Source organism: Lacticaseibacillus kribbianus (assembly GCF_020180945.1).
In the GTDB taxonomy this organism is placed as follows: Bacteria; Bacillota; Bacilli; order Lactobacillales; family Lactobacillaceae; genus Lacticaseibacillus; species Lacticaseibacillus kribbianus.
Map to the genome: position 1 here is coordinate 208,678 of NZ_JAIPUL010000002.1, position 13,688 is coordinate 222,365.

The following is a 13,688-nucleotide window of genomic DNA, read 5'->3' on the forward strand; positions in this document are numbered from 1 at the left end:
GGCTGACCGCGCCGGAAAGGACAAGCAGTGACAGCATTCAAGCAAGTAATCGTGGTCGAGGGCCGCGACGACACCAAGCGCCTGTTCGAGGCGTTCGGCCCGATCGACACCATCGAGACCCGCGGCAGCGCGATCTCTGAGGAGACCCTGGCCCTGATCGCCAAGGCGCAGGCCACCCGCGGGGTGATCGTGCTGACCGACCCCGATTTTCCCGGGGAGAAAATTCGCAAGACCATCAGCCGCGCGGTGCCGGGCGTGACGCACGCCTTCCTGCCGCGCGGCGAGGCCGTGCCGGACGGCCAGGGCTCCCTGGGCGTCGAGCACGCGACGCCGGCTTCCCTGAAAAAGGCGCTGGCCCACCTGGTCACCGAGCAGACCGACGCGCCGGAGCTGATTCCCCAGGCCGACCTGATAACGGCCGGCCTGATCGGCGGCGCCGGCTCCCGTCACCGCCGCGAGCGGCTCGGCGAGCTCTTGCACATCGGCTACACCAACGGCAAGCAGCTGCAAAAGCGCCTGGCGCAGTTTCAAATCACACCGGCCGCGTTCGCCGCGGCCCTGACCCAGCTTCACGCGGAGGATAATCATGCCTGAACACATTGCCACACCAGCCCGCACCAACGAGATTCTGCGCCGCCACGGCTTTCGCCTCAAGAAGAGCCTCGGCCAGAACTTCCTGACCAACCCGAAGATCCTCGCCAACATCGTGGCCGCCGGTGAGGTCAGCCAAGACGACGATGTGATCGAGATCGGCCCCGGCATCGGCGCCTTGACCGAGTTTTTGGCCGAGTCCGCCCACCAGGTGCTGGCGCTTGAGATCGACGCGCGCCTGCTGCCGGTCCTGGCCGAGACCCTCGCGCCGTACGACAACGTCGCCGTGGTCGAGGCCGACGTCCTGAAGGCGGACCTGGCGACCTTGATCGCCGACCATTTTGACGGCCAGCACCGCATCAAGGTGGTCGCCAACCTGCCGTACTACATCACGACACCGATCCTGATGCACCTGATCGACACGCCGATCGACTTCGCCAGCATCACCGTCATGATGCAAAAGGAGGTCGCCGCGCGCCTCACCGCGCAGCTGAACAGCAAGGACTACGGCAGCCTGTCGATCGGCGTCCAGCAGAACATGGACGTCGCCGTCGCCTTCACGGTCAGCCGCACCGCCTTCGTGCCGGCGCCGAACGTCGACTCCGCCATCGTGACCCTGCGCCGGCGTGAAAAGCCGCTCGTGACCGTGTCCGACCAGGCCGCGTTCGACCGCCTGGTGCGCGGCAGCTTCGTCGCGCGGCGCAAGACGCTGTGGAACAACCTGACCAACCTGTTCGGCAAGGACGAGGCGACCAAGGCCAAGCTGACCGCGGCACTTGCCGCCGTTTCGGTGCTGCCGAGCGCCCGTGCGGAGCAGCTGAGCATCGCCCAGTTCGCCGCCTTAACCGACGCGCTGGCGGAAGCTGGGTTTTAGTTCGGATTTTGATGAGAAATCGGTTAAAAGTGCATAACGGCGCGCTTTTAAGAGTTGCGATGAAGAAGTTGTAATGGTATAATTGCAAATTTCTTGCCCGTGTGCTATAATCTTTTGTAAGAGGTGAAGTGCATGCCCATTACATTAGCGAGCATCAAGCAGCAACTCGATTCCAAAATCGGGGAGAATTTGACCGTCGTTGCCCAGGCAGGCCGCAAGAAAGTGACCCGCCGCAAGGGAACCCTCAAAGAAACTTACCCAGCTATTTTCGTGGTCGACCTTGATCAAGACGAGAATGCTTTCGAGCGGGTATCCTACAGTTATGCAGACCTCCTCACCAAATCGATTCAGATCAAGTTTGATGACGAAGAAAAGGCTTCTTAGAAAGACGAACTGGGTGTCGTCTTTTTTTGTGCCCAGGGCGAAGAAGCGCGCACTTAGCGGGACGGGTTGCCTAGCTAGGGTGCTTGGGCCGCTCTTTGGCCCGAACAGTCTAGCGTAGCAAGCCGCTCCCGCGCTGCGCTTCGTAGCCCGACGATAATCCAGGGCGAAGCAAGGCGCACTTAGGCCGCCTGCCAACCCGGCGGCCATTGCCCAAGCCCGCACCAGCACGCGCAGTCGCGACGACTGCGCGTCTTTTTTTACCCAGCCCCTTGCACAATCGAGTGTACTAGGTATAATAGTACACGTAGTACAAAACAAGTCAGGGAGGGACCGCTCATGGACGATGCGCGCTTCACCCACCTCGCGTATTATCAGCGCCTGGTGTTGCAGATCAAGCAGCAGGTCACCGCGGGTATTCTGGCGCCCGGCGAGAAGCTGCCGTCGGTGCGGGACATGGCCAAGCGCAGCCAGCTCAACCCGAATACGGTGGCCAAGGCCTACAAGCAGCTGGAGGCCGACCGCGTGATCGAGGTGCGGCCGGGGCTCGGCTCGTTCATCGCGACGAGCCAGCCGGCGCCGCAGCAGGCGGAGCTGGCTGCGCTGCGCCAGCGCTTTGCGGCCTTGACCGTCGCCATCAAGGCGGCGGGGGTCGACCCCGCCACGGTGCGGCAATGGCTGGATGAGGAAATGGGGGACGGACAATGAAACTAACGGTATCGGGTTTGGACAAACGCATCGCGGGGCGCGCGGTGCTGCAGGACGTTGCGCTTGACTGGCAGCCGGGCGAGATTATCGGTCTGGTGGGCGAGAACGGCGCGGGCAAAACCACGCTGATGCGCACCCTGGTCAACCAGTACCTGCCGGACGGCGGCCACGTCGCCGTTGACGGCCACGACTTGGCCACGGCACCGGACTGGCGGGTCAACCTCTGCTACGTCGATCCCAGCCAGGTGTTTTTCACCGGCAACACGCTGCGCGCGATTGTCGATGACTACGCGGTGGCTTACCCGGGCTTTGACCGGCAGCGCTTCTTCGCCGCGGCGGCGGATTACGACCTGGCGCCGAACCGCCGCTTCCGCGAGCTGTCCAAGGGCTACCAGGCGGTGGTCGTGGTGCTGTTGAGCCTGTGCAGCAACGCGCCGTTCGTCATGCTGGACGAGCCGTTCGACGGGCTGGACCTCTTCATCCGCGAGGCCATCGTTTCCCTGACGGTCGACGCCGTGGCGGATGGTAAGCGCGGCCTGTTGATCGCGTCGCACAACCTGCTGGAGCTCGACGGCATCGCCGACCGCATCCTTTTTCTCAAGCGCCACACCATCAGCCACGACTATCGGCTGGAGGACCTGCGGGAAAAGGCGGTCAAGCTGCAGCTGGTGTTCAAAACGGCCAAGCTGCCGGACCTGGTCCGCGAGGCCGGCCGCATCCTGAACGTTCAGGGCCGCGTGGTGACGGTGCTGTTCAAGGACTACACCGACGAGCTGGATGCAAAGCTGCGGGCGCTGGAGCCGGTGCTGATCGAGCAACTGCCGCTTGACCTGACCGACCTGTTCCGAAGCGAGTACGACCACACCGAAGGAGGCGTGCATCATGCGTGACATCTTGAAGCTTTACTGGCGCCGCTACCGGGTGGCGATTCTGGCGCTTTTGGCCGTTGTGGCGCTGAACGCCGGGTACGTCGCCACGCAGCAGGTGGCCGAGTTCCACGGGGCACAGGCCGGCGCGATTTCGCGCAAGGCCTACGACAAGGAAGCCGCCAAGGCCAAGGCCAAGGCCAAGCACGACAAGTACGTCTCGTACGACCGGTTCATGACCGACACCCTGAGCGTGTACCAAGACGAGCTGGCGCCGAGCGCGCACACGCCGATGCTGCCGTCGGTTGGCGACGGTAGTCTCGGGGTCAACGTGATATACGCCATGACCGCCTTTGTGTTCGGGCTGATCATCGCCGGCTGGGATCACTTCGGCCGTTTTGACCGCTTCGTGCTCGGCACCCGCTTCGCGCGTCGGCGCGTGTACTGGACCCGGCTTGGGCTCGGTGGCGCCGCGGTGGTCGCAAGCATTTTGCTGAGCCAGGTGGTCTTGGTCGGCGGCCTGTACCTCGGCATTCCGGCCAAGTACATCAACGTCAGCGGCCTGCAAACCTTCGGCATTATTCTGTACACCTCGGCGCTGGCGCTGGCCGCCTTCGTCATCGCCTTCACCCTGGCGATGTTCGCCGGGCGGCTCTGGCAGGTCGGCCTGGTGAGCGTCGCGCTGCTGTGGACCTTCGACGGCGTGATCTGCAACTACCAGGGGCTGTACGCCCAGGTGATGCACCACGTCAGCTACAACAGCTTTGCCGGGGCGCTCGCCACGCCGGGGCCGACGTACTGGCCGACGCTGGTCGTGATGCTGGGGCTTGCGGCGCTGATCGCCTGCGCCGGGGCCTGGGGCTTCGCCCGCCTGTCGCTTGAGTACGACGCGGCGGTGCTGGTGCGGCCGCTTCAGGCGGTGTTCATCGCCCTGGTGCTGCTGTACGCGTTCGGGATAGACATCTCCTGGTCGCACTACGGGTACTTCGAGTTCGCCAACAGCCTGCACCTGTCGCTGATTACGGCGGTCCTGTGTCTGCTGTGGTGGTTCTGGCCGCGGCTCGTGGCGCACTTCCGCCGGCTGCGGTTGGCCCGCGGCTAGCGCGAAAAACTAAAAGCCAAATTTACAAATCTTGAATCCTTTTATTAAGATATTCAAGTTACAATGTAAACATATTAAGGCAATGGTAATCGGCCTTATGCTTACACATTAACTTACACTCCCAAAAAAGTTCCCCCAAACTTTTCCGCCAGAGATGGCGGTTTTTTTTTTGCCCAGGGCGAAGCAAGGCGTACTTAGCCGGACGGGCAGCGTAGGTTGGGCATTGGGCCGGGCTTGGGCCCAGTGACCGACCTACGCTGCACGCTCCGGCGTTGCCTTGCGTAGCCCGACGATAGGACCAGGGCGGAGAAGCGCGCACTTAGGCGACCGGCCAGCGTAAGCACGGCGCTTGGGCTGCACTTTGGCCCGAGTGCTGTGCTTAACTGGACGAGTTGCCGTTGCGCTTCGTAGCCCGACGATTAAAGCCAGGGGCGAAGCGCGGCGCACTTAGCCGGACGCCCCTCCAAGCCTGTCCGCTTGCGTCGCCACCCCGGGGCCAGTAGACTGAGGGGGAGGGGGCGTGCCGTGCCCCGCGAAAGGAGTTCATCCACTATGTCTAAGCTGCTGAAGGGCCTTTACATCCTGAACGTCGTCGGGGCGCTTGGGTACCTCGCCGTCTGCGTGCCGGCGTACCTGGCCGGCCACCCGATCTACCCCGGCCAGGCGATGCTGTTCGGCCAGGTGGTCGCCGGCATCGTGCTTGCGCTTTTGCCGCTGGGGCTTGAGCGCCTGTTTCACTTCGGCTTCCCCAGCCTGCTCAAGGTGATCTACGAGTGCTTCATCCTCGCGTCCGTGCTGCTGGGCACCGGCATGCAGTTTTACAGCATCCCGTACTGGGACAAGTTCCTGCACCTGTTCTCCGCGGCGCTGCTCGGTGGCCTGGGCCTGGCCATCTTCATGGCGCTGACCCCTAAGGACCAGCGGACAAAAATAGACCCGCGCCTGCTGGCCATTTTTGCGGTCAGCTTCGGGGTCCTGCTCGGGGTCTTCTGGGAGTTCTACGAGTTCACCGGCGACGGGCTGTTCGGCCTGAACATGCAGCGCTACGCAAGCGGCCACACGCTGCTCGCCGGCCGTGCGGCGCTGATGGACACGATGGGCGACCTGTTCGCCGACGTGTTCGGCGCGGCGCTGCTCGGGCTCGCCACGTACTTCGGTGTGCGGCGCGACCCGAAGTGGCTTGAGACGTTCATGTTCACCAAGCGCTGAGGCGGATGCGCTGCGCCGGCGTCAGCGGCAGGAAGTCCAGCGCAAAGGCCGCCTCGGTCCGCGCGGCGGGGCCGCCGAGCACCGGCAGCCAGTCGAGGTAGGGCAGGTCGTGCTCGCGGGCAAAATCGCACAGCGCAGGCAGGGTCTCATCGGTCGCCGTCATCAGCGCGTGGGCGAAGGCCTGATTCGAGATCGGGGTGACCGGCGCGTTTTTTTCCCCCGTCAGGCCGGCGACGAAGGCCTCAAAGCTCGGCGCGACGGTCAGCCACTGGTCGACGTCGGTATCGACGAAGCGGATGCCGCCGGCGGCGAAGTCGAAGCAAAACGACTGCGTGCCGTCCTGTGCAAACGGGACGAGGTCGGCGGTCAGCGGTGCCAGCGGCCGCGACCCCGGCGCCAGGAAGGCGTGGACGGACACGCCGGTCAGGCTTTCCGACGTCGGCTCGGCGGTGGGCACGAAGTAGCGCGCTGGCCACTGACCCTGCGCAATCAAGTCGAAGTAGGCCTGCGGAATGCGCGGGTCGGCCGGCAGGTTCGGCAGCGGTAGTGCTGGAATTGTGGTGGGCCAAGTGAGCATGGGATTCCTCCAGTGAATGAGCTTCAGCGCCATGATAGCGAAGTGGCGGCGGGGATGCAAGCTGGGCAATGGCTGTGTTGGCAAGGCTGGGATCATGCGCGAGCGTGCCACTGCTTCGGGGCCTCTGCCCTACGTTGTGGTTGAGGCGAGTGGCGCCATGCGCATAGCTCGGGCCAGAGTGCACATGATTGCGGGTAATTCCGGGGCTACCCGTCCCGCTAGACCCGCGCGGCGCCGCCCTCTAAACGGGCTCCCCAAGGCAACGCCGGTTCGTCCAGCTAGGGTCGGCGCTTGAAGCCAAGTGCGCTTCAAGCACCAACCCTACGCTGGCCGACCGGCTAAGCCCGCCTTGGGTCGCCCTCTAATTCTCAGCACGCCCCTTCTTTTTGCGATATAATCACGATAGAACGGATAAGGAGTCTAAGCGTTGCGCAATACAGTGATCTACGTGCACTACGAACCTTTGGCGCACCTTTTTTTAACCGCGGGAATCTCCGCCAGCGATATTCTGGAGGCGACGCCGACGCCTTTTCGCCATCTGCTGCTGCTGCCGCCGGTCGACCCCGACGAGTTCATCGACCCGCACACCGGGTTCAACGAGGTCAGCGGGGCCGAGGCCGTGACGGCATTTTTGCGCAGTAAAAAGGCGCGGGATCGCTGCTGGTTGGATTACAAGCACGGCAGCTACCTGCGCGAGCTGTTGCCGACCGAGATTGCGGAGCTCCTGTACCTGGGCCACGCGAAGACGCACATCCAGCCGCCGTACTACTACAAGCTGCAAAATCAGCTGGTGTACCTGCCGCTGAACAACGAGATGGTCACCATGTACTTCCGCCGGCGCGACCAGTTCTCGGCGACGCTGTCGGCCGCCCTGGTGCGGCACCTGCGCCTGGCCGCCAATGACCAGCCGTTCTGGCTGCGGCTGGGGGCCCAGCACTTCGCGGCGGCGCCCAAGGCGGTCATCGACCTGCTTTACGGCGCCTTCGAGGAGGGCGTTTTGATGGACTTTTCGCGGGGCATTTTCTCGCGCGACCAGGTCATCATTCCGCTGGCGCGCCCCAAAACGCGCTTCCTGCCGGATCAGGCGATGACGCCCGACCAGGTGGTGCGGCTGGGCGACCTGATCCTGGCCCGCTCCACGGACCAGTGGCACGTCGAGTGGCGAAGGTGACAGAGCGCGGAGAAGCGCGTACTTAGCGGGACGGATAGCCTAGCTCGGACACTTGGGCCGGGCTTTGGCCCGAGTGACCGGGCGTAGCTAGCCGCGCCCGCGGTGCGCTTCGGAGCGCGTTTAGACAGAGCGCGACGCCACGCGTACTTAGCGGGACGGCTAGCGTAGCGCTGGTGCTCTGGCCGCACTTCGGCCAGGGCGCCGGTGCAAGCTGGACGCTCCCGCGTTGCGTGGCGGAGCGCATTTAGACAGAGCGCGGAGAAGCGCGGGGTTAGCGGGACGGGTAGCGTAGCTCGGACACTTGGGCCGGGCTTTGGCCCGAGTGACCGAGCGTAGCTAGCCGCGCCCGCGGTGCGCTTCGGAGCGCGTTTAGACAGAGCGCGGAGAAGCGCGTACTTAGCGGGACGGATAGCGTAGCGCATGCGTTGAGATGTTTTGAACAACCGGGGCAAGCGGGGCACGCCGGGCGACCGGCGATGGATAGATAAACGAGGGGTGTTAGAGCAATGAAGATGAAGCTAGACGAGATCGCGCGGGTGGTGGGGGCCACCTGTCCACTGCCTGCAGTGAGCTGCCCGACCATCACGGGGGTGGCGTTCGACACGCGCGACCTGGTGCCGGGGGATATGTTCGTCCCGCTGGTGGACGTCCGCGACGGGCATGATTTCATCGCCGACGCGGTGAAAAAAGGCGCGGCCGCGACCTTCGTGGCGGCGGACCACGCGCCGCTTGCGACCGGGGTGCCGCAGCTGGTGGTTCAAGACCCGCTGACCGCGCTTCAGGACCTGGCGCGCTACTACCTGATGATGAAGGTCAACCCGAAGGTGGTCGCGATCACCGGCAGCAACGGCAAGACCACGACCAAGGACATGACCGCCGCCGTTTTGGCCACCCAGTACCACGTCTGGAAGACCAAGGACAACTTCAACAACGAGATCGGCGTGCCGATGACCATCCTTGCGATGGACACGAACACCGAGGTCCTCGTGGTCGAGATGGGCATGGACCGGCCCGGCCAGCTGCATGACAAAAGCGTGCTGGTCGAGCCCGACGTGTCCGTGATCACGATGATCGGCGAGGCGCACATCGAGTTCTTCAAGACCCGCGACAAGATCGCCGACGCGAAGATGGAGGTGGTCGACGGCCTCAAGGAGGACGGCCTTTTCATCTACAACGGCGACGAGCCGCTGCTGCGCGAGCGCGCAACCAGCGTGCCGCAGGAGCAAAAGACGTTCGGCCTCGACCCCGACAACCAGCTGTTCGCCCGCGACATCGAAACCTTCGAGACGCACACCGATTTTTCCCTGTCGCGCTGGCCTGACCTGCGCTTCACGATTCCGGTGATGGGCGAGTACAACGTGACCAACGCGCTGGCCGCGATCCTGGTCGGCCGCCGCTTCCACGTCAAGCCCGAGGCGATCCAGCAGGCGCTCGCCAGCTTCAAGATCACCAAGAACCGCACGCAATGGGTGACCGGCGACGACGGCGAGCAGATTCTGAGCGACGTCTACAACGCCAACCCGACGGCGATGAAGGCCGTGCTGCGCGACTTCGGCGAGTTCCCAGTCACCGGCCGGCGCATCGCCGTGCTCGGCGACATGCTGGAGCTCGGCGCCGCCAGCCCCGAGCTGCACGCCAGCGTCGCCGAGGCGCTGGACCCGGCCAAGATTCAGGACGTGTACCTCTACGGCGACGAGATTCGCCCGCTGGCCGACGCGCTGGCGGCCAAGTACCCGGCGGGCCAGCTGCACTACTACCCCAAGGACCAGCAGCCCCGCCTGATCACCGGCTTGATGGACGACGTCGGCCACGACGACATGGTGCTCCTCAAGGCCAGCCACGGCCTGCACCTGGAGAAGGTGCTCGACGCGCTGATCGAAGGGGACCGCGGGTAACAACTAGACAACTAGCAGGCATTGCACGCGGTGCGATGCCTGTTTTGGTGTGGGCGGGACCAGGCCGAATAAGGTGGACTTGGCGGCTCGACCCGCTAAAACCGCCGGCTTCTGCCCTGGTAAACGAGTTCCAAAGCGCAACGCGGGTGCGGCCTGCTACGGCCAGCCACTCGGGCCAAAGAGCGGCCCAAGCGGCTGACCTAGGCAGTCCGACCCGCTAAGCCCGCGCTTTTCCACCCTCTGTCGTCGGGCGCCAGCCGGCAACGCGGGTGCGCACAGCTACGGCCGGACACCGGGCAAAGAGCGCCCGATGCCCAACCGTACGCTGTGCGACCCGCTAAAACCGCCGGCTTCTGCCCTGGTAAACGGGTTCCAAAGCGCAACGCGGGTGCGGCCTGCTACGGCCAGCCACTCGGGCCAAAGAGCGGCCCAAGCGGCTGACCTAGGCAGTCCGACCCGCTAAGCCCGCGCTTTTCCACCCTCTAAACGAGTTCCGCAAGGCAACGCGGGTGCGAGCTGCTACGCACTAGCGCTCGAAGCAAGGACCGCTTCAAGCGCTAGCGCTAGGCATCTCGACCCGCTAAGTTCGCCTTGCTCCACCCTCTGTTTGTGTTCCCCTGCAAACAATGGTAAGATAATCAGGACACTTTTTCTGAAAATTGCCGTCATTGACCCGGGGAGGCCTTGGTTGAACGCGGCTTTTCGCACAATCAAGGAGGAACCTATTTGAAGTTTAATGAACTCGGTTTAGCACCGGAACTGCTGTCGACGATCGAACGCGCGGGCTTCGAGGAAGCCACGCCGATCCAGGCAGAGACCATCCCGTTGATGCTGCAAGGCAAGGACGTTATCGGCCAAGCGCAGACCGGTACCGGTAAAACCGCCGCGTTCGGGCTGCCGATCCTGCAAGCGATCGACACCACGGACCGCAGTGTTCAGGCGCTGGTCATTTCGCCGACGCGTGAGCTCGCCGTCCAGACGCAAGAAGAGCTGTACAAGCTCGGTGTCGATAAGCACGTCAAGGTTCAGGCCGTTTACGGCGGCGCGGACATCCGCCGCCAGATTCGCGGCCTGGCCGATCACCCGCAGATCGTTGTCGGCACGCCCGGCCGTCTGCTCGACCACCTGAACCGCCACACCCTGAAGCTCGGCAACCTGCGCACCCTCGTCCTGGACGAGGCCGACGAGATGCTCGACATGGGCTTCATCGAAGACATCGAAAGCATCGTCAAAACGGCACCGGAGACGCGCCAGACGCTGCTTTTCTCCGCCACCATGCCGGCGCCGATCATGCGCCTGACCGACACCTTCATGCACGAGCCGGTCACCGTCAAGATCAAGTCCAAGGAGCTGACGGCCGACACCGTCGACCAGTACTATGTCCGCGCCAAGGATTTTGAAAAGTTCGACATCATGACCCGCCTGTTCGACGTTCAGTCGCCGGAGCTGACCCTGATTTTCGGCCGCACCAAGCGCCGCGTCGACGAGCTGACCCGCGGCTTGAAGGCCCGCGGCTACCGCGCCGAGGGCATTCACGGCGACCTCACGCAGCAAAAGCGCATGAGCGTCCTGAAGCAGTTCAAGGGCGGCGAGCTTGACTTCCTGGTCGCCACCGACGTTGCGGCCCGCGGCCTCGACATCACCGGCGTCACCCACGTCTACAACTACGACGTGCCGCAGGATCCGGATTCCTACGTTCACCGCATCGGCCGGACCGGCCGTGCCGGCAAGTCCGGGATGTCCGTGACCTTCGTGACCCCCAACGAGGTCGGCTACCTGCGCACCATCGAGGACCTGACCAAGAAGCGGATGATGCCGCTTCAGCCGCCGACAGCCAAGGAAGCCTTCCTCGGCCAAGTCTCCACCGGGATTGAGACCATCAAGGCCCAGGTGGCAGCCGACGACTACGACAAGTACGAGCCGATGGCCGAGGGCCTGCTCGAGGAGTACACGCCGCTTCAGCTGGCGGCGGCCTACCTCAAGGCGGTCAGCCCGGACGACGCCTCGAGCGTGCCGGTCAAAATCACGCCGGAGCGCCCGCTGCCTCACCGCGGCGGCTACTCCCGCAGCAACGGCAACTACAAGGGTCGCGGCAACGGTAACTCCCGCGGCGGTAACGGCTACAAGGGCCGCAGCAACGGCGATCACCGCGAGGGTGACCACCGCGGCGGCCACAGCAACCGCGACAGCCAGCGCCCGTACGACAAGAGTCGGCGCTACTCCGAGAAGCGCTCCGAGCGCCAAAGCGCCAAGGGCGGCTTCAAGAAGCACTAAGATCATTGCAAACCTCGTTCGCCATTCGGCGGACGAGGTTTTTTTGTGCAATGGCGCGTGGCGCCGTGCGCCGGTGAAAATTAAGGGTGACGCAAAGGCCTCGGCCGTCAATTGACGACCGAGGCCTTTTGGGGATTTACTGAATCTTGCCCCCGCGCGCCGCGATGATGTGGCGGCCGAACGGGCTGTCGTAGACGTTGGCCAGCGCTTCCTTGAAGGCGGGCACCGGCTCGGCGAGGCCGAACAGCGGGCTGCCCGGCTCCAGCAGCAGGCCGAAGCGCAGCGGGCCGAGGTCCAGCGGGGCGAAGCCGAGCGCCGTGATCAGTTCGGTGACGGCGGGGCGAATCGCGTCGTGGTCGGTGGCGAAGGCCATCGCGCTGCGGGCGCTGGGGTGGCGCGTGACCTCGATCTCCAGGTCGTGGTAGCCCATGTGGTTGAAGGCCTTGGCGACCAGGCTCTGGCTTAACAGCCGCTGGGTGACTTCGGACGACCCCTCGGTGAGGCTGGAGAAGGTGTTGGTGCTGCCGTCGACGTCGGCCCAGTAGTTGGCGGCGTCCAGGACGATTTTGCCGGCAAAATCAGTCGGGTCGAGCGCCGGGATCTGGCTGAGGGGAATGGCGAGGATGACGATGTCGGCGCGGTCGGTTAGCTCCGCGGCGGTCACGGTCTCGGCGCCCGGCGCCAGCACGTCGACGACCCACTTGAGGTCGGCCACCGGCTTGCGGCTGCCGATCAGGGTGGGGTAACCGGCGTGCACCGAAAGCCGCGCCAGCGTGGTCCCGAGCTTGCCGGCGCCCAGGATGCCGATCACCGGCCTAGTCATTGGCGTCACCCGCCGGGGCCTGGTCGTCGGTCGCCGCTGCGCCGGTGGCCGGGGTGCCGGCGTCGGTTACGGCGTGGGCGCGCGGCGCCACGTCCTGCGGCTCCGCGCCGGCGAGAATCTCGCGGACGCGCGGGATCACCTTGGTGCCGTAGTTGTCGATGGTGGCCATGCGGTCGGACACCAGCTGGCCGCCGGTGCCGTAGACCAGGTCGAAGCGCTGCATGTCCAGCGCCTGCATGTTGCGCGCGATTTTGGCCGCGACGTCCGCCGGCGTGCCGACGTAGTACGCGCCCTGGTCGATCTCGAACTCGAAGCGCTCGCGGGTCATCGGAGCCCAGCCGCGGTCGATGCCGATGCGGTCCATCTCGGCCTTGATGTACTTCCAGCCGACCTCCGTGGCGCGCGCGGCGTCCTCCAGCACGATGCCGTGGGCGTGCATGCCCAGCGGCAGGCGCGGCCGCTTGAACTCGGTGGTCGCCTTGTTGTACAGGTCGACGTACGGCCGGAAGCGCTTCGGGTCGCCGCCGATGATGGCGATGACGACCGGGTAGTTGTAGGTGACGGCGCGCAGGATGGAGTCCGGCGACCCGCCGACGGCCAACGTCGTCGGGATGCTTTCGCCCTTGGGCAGCATCGGGTAGACCTGGACGTTGTCGAGCGCGGTGGTGAAGTCGCCCTTGTTGGTGACCTTCGCGCCGTGGCGCAGCTTGTCCCACAGCTTGTTTTTCTCCACAAAAAGCGCATCGTAGTCGGCCAGGTCGTAGCCGAACAGCGGGAAGGACTCGGTGAACGAGCCGCGGCCCAGCATGATCTCCTCGCGCCCGTTGGCCAGGGCGTGGAGAGTGGCGAAGCGCTCGTACACGCGCACCGGGTCGTCGGAGCTCAGCACGGTGACGGCGGTGCCGAGGCGGATGCGGCTGGTGGCCTGCGCGATGGCACCCAGCACGATCTCCGGACTTGAGATGGCGAACTCGCTTCGGTGGTGCTCGCCCAGCGCGAACATGTCAATCTTCAGCATGTCGGCGACCTTGGCCTCCTTGACCACCTGCCGCAGCGTCTCCGCGCCGTTCAGCGGCGTGCCGTCGTCCTGGAAGGCCAAATCCCCGAACGTGTTCAACCCGAATGCGTACTCTGTCATGATTAACTCCTCCTTTTTACTTACCAAAAGTAAGTATACGAAGCCCACCAGGAAAATGCAACCCCAAAAGTCGCCTTTC

At 64.5% G+C, this 13,688-nt stretch carries 13 protein-coding genes; 10 read left to right on the forward strand and 3 right to left on the reverse strand.

Translation table 11 applies throughout. From position 1 onward, the window contains the following. The first annotated feature begins 27 nt into the window (after window positions 1–27). The 7 genes from rnmV to LE416_RS08230 all read left to right on the forward strand — a co-directional run bounded on the left by rnmV (window position 28) and on the right by LE416_RS08230 (window position 5,731). Window positions 28–594 (forward strand): ribonuclease M5, encoded by a 567-nt coding sequence (gene rnmV, locus LE416_RS08200; RefSeq protein WP_225048018.1) that lies wholly within the window; start codon window positions 28–30, stop codon window positions 592–594. Beyond that, the gene (rsmA, locus tag LE416_RS08205) at window positions 581–1,465 is read left to right on the forward strand and encodes a 16S rRNA (adenine(1518)-N(6)/adenine(1519)-N(6))-dimethyltransferase RsmA (protein WP_338034772.1); all 885 of its coding nucleotides are present in this window, start codon (window positions 581–583) and stop codon (window positions 1,463–1,465) included. Before rnmV ends, rsmA begins: the two co-directional genes overlap by 14 nt. Before the next feature lie 132 nt (window positions 1,466–1,597). Continuing rightward, window positions 1,598–1,849 carry a Veg family protein gene (locus LE416_RS08210; RefSeq protein WP_225048020.1) on the forward strand — a complete coding sequence of 84 codons (252 nt, stop codon included), beginning with the start codon at window positions 1,598–1,600 and terminating at the stop codon, window positions 1,847–1,849. Window positions 1,850–2,185: 336 nt separating this feature from the next. Further along, the gene (locus LE416_RS08215; protein WP_225048021.1) at window positions 2,186–2,554 is read left to right on the forward strand and encodes a GntR family transcriptional regulator; all 369 of its coding nucleotides are present in this window, start codon (window positions 2,186–2,188) and stop codon (window positions 2,552–2,554) included. Next, window positions 2,551–3,444, forward strand: a complete 894-nt coding sequence (locus tag LE416_RS08220; protein WP_225048022.1) for an ATP-binding cassette domain-containing protein — start codon at window positions 2,551–2,553, stop codon at window positions 3,442–3,444. Before LE416_RS08215 ends, LE416_RS08220 begins: the two co-directional genes overlap by 4 nt. Next, window positions 3,437–4,522 carry a hypothetical protein gene (locus LE416_RS08225; RefSeq protein ID WP_225048023.1) on the forward strand — a complete coding sequence of 362 codons (1,086 nt, stop codon included), beginning with the start codon at window positions 3,437–3,439 and terminating at the stop codon, window positions 4,520–4,522. Before LE416_RS08220 ends, LE416_RS08225 begins: the two co-directional genes overlap by 8 nt. A 552-nt stretch (window positions 4,523–5,074) precedes the next feature. After that, complete coding sequence (locus tag LE416_RS08230; protein WP_225048024.1) at window positions 5,075–5,731, forward strand: DUF2238 domain-containing protein; 657 nt, start codon at window positions 5,075–5,077, stop codon at window positions 5,729–5,731. Here LE416_RS08230 and LE416_RS08235 read toward each other — a convergent pair. Then, window positions 5,718–6,308 (reverse strand): SMI1/KNR4 family protein, encoded by a 591-nt coding sequence (locus LE416_RS08235; RefSeq protein ID WP_225048025.1) that lies wholly within the window; start codon window positions 6,306–6,308, stop codon window positions 5,718–5,720. The genes LE416_RS08230 and LE416_RS08235 overlap by 14 nt on opposite strands. A gap of 427 nt (window positions 6,309–6,735) precedes the next feature. On the opposite strand from LE416_RS08235, the gene LE416_RS08240 reads away from it, so the two are divergent. The 3 genes from LE416_RS08240 (at window position 6,736) to cshA (ending at window position 11,648) form a co-directional block, all read left to right on the forward strand. Next, window positions 6,736–7,479 carry a hypothetical protein gene (locus LE416_RS08240; protein ID WP_225048026.1) on the forward strand — a complete coding sequence of 248 codons (744 nt, stop codon included), beginning with the start codon at window positions 6,736–6,738 and terminating at the stop codon, window positions 7,477–7,479. Between the two features lie 506 nt (window positions 7,480–7,985). Further along, complete coding sequence (locus LE416_RS08245) at window positions 7,986–9,374, forward strand: UDP-N-acetylmuramoyl-tripeptide--D-alanyl-D-alanine ligase (protein WP_225048027.1); 1,389 nt, start codon at window positions 7,986–7,988, stop codon at window positions 9,372–9,374. 726 nt (window positions 9,375–10,100) lie between these two features. Next, window positions 10,101–11,648 (forward strand): degradosome RNA helicase CshA, encoded by a 1,548-nt coding sequence (gene cshA, locus LE416_RS08250; protein ID WP_225048028.1) that lies wholly within the window; start codon window positions 10,101–10,103, stop codon window positions 11,646–11,648. 136 nt (window positions 11,649–11,784) lie between these two features. Here cshA and LE416_RS08255 read toward each other — a convergent pair whose 3' ends face one another. Both LE416_RS08255 and LE416_RS08260 read right to left on the reverse strand, forming a co-directional pair. Beyond that, a complete protein-coding gene (locus LE416_RS08255; protein WP_225048029.1) occupies window positions 11,785–12,471 on the reverse strand; it encodes an NADPH-dependent F420 reductase in 687 nt (228 codons plus the stop codon). Next, the gene (locus LE416_RS08260) at window positions 12,464–13,609 is read right to left on the reverse strand and encodes an LLM class flavin-dependent oxidoreductase (RefSeq protein WP_225048030.1); all 1,146 of its coding nucleotides are present in this window, start codon (window positions 13,607–13,609) and stop codon (window positions 12,464–12,466) included. Before LE416_RS08260 ends, LE416_RS08255 begins: the two co-directional genes overlap by 8 nt. Window positions 13,610–13,688: the final 79 nt, after the last annotated feature.

Coding starts and splice junctions, on each gene's coding strand:
- LE416_RS08255 (WP_225048029.1), bottom strand. CDS start 12,471: ATGACTAGGCCGGTGATCGGCATCCTGGGCGCCGGCAAGCTCGGGACC.
- LE416_RS08225 (WP_225048023.1), top strand. CDS start 3,437: ATGCGTGACATCTTGAAGCTTTACTGGCGCCGCTACCGGGTGGCGATT.
- LE416_RS08245 (WP_225048027.1), top strand. CDS start 7,986: ATGAAGATGAAGCTAGACGAGATCGCGCGGGTGGTGGGGGCCACCTGT.
- LE416_RS08220 (WP_225048022.1), top strand. CDS start 2,551: ATGAAACTAACGGTATCGGGTTTGGACAAACGCATCGCGGGGCGCGCG.
- LE416_RS08215 (WP_225048021.1), top strand. CDS start 2,186: ATGGACGATGCGCGCTTCACCCACCTCGCGTATTATCAGCGCCTGGTG.
- LE416_RS08260 (WP_225048030.1), bottom strand. CDS start 13,609: ATGACAGAGTACGCATTCGGGTTGAACACGTTCGGGGATTTGGCCTTC.
- LE416_RS08210 (WP_225048020.1), top strand. CDS start 1,598: ATGCCCATTACATTAGCGAGCATCAAGCAGCAACTCGATTCCAAAATC.
- LE416_RS08235 (WP_225048025.1), bottom strand. CDS start 6,308: ATGCTCACTTGGCCCACCACAATTCCAGCACTACCGCTGCCGAACCTG.
- LE416_RS08230 (WP_225048024.1), top strand. CDS start 5,075: ATGTCTAAGCTGCTGAAGGGCCTTTACATCCTGAACGTCGTCGGGGCG.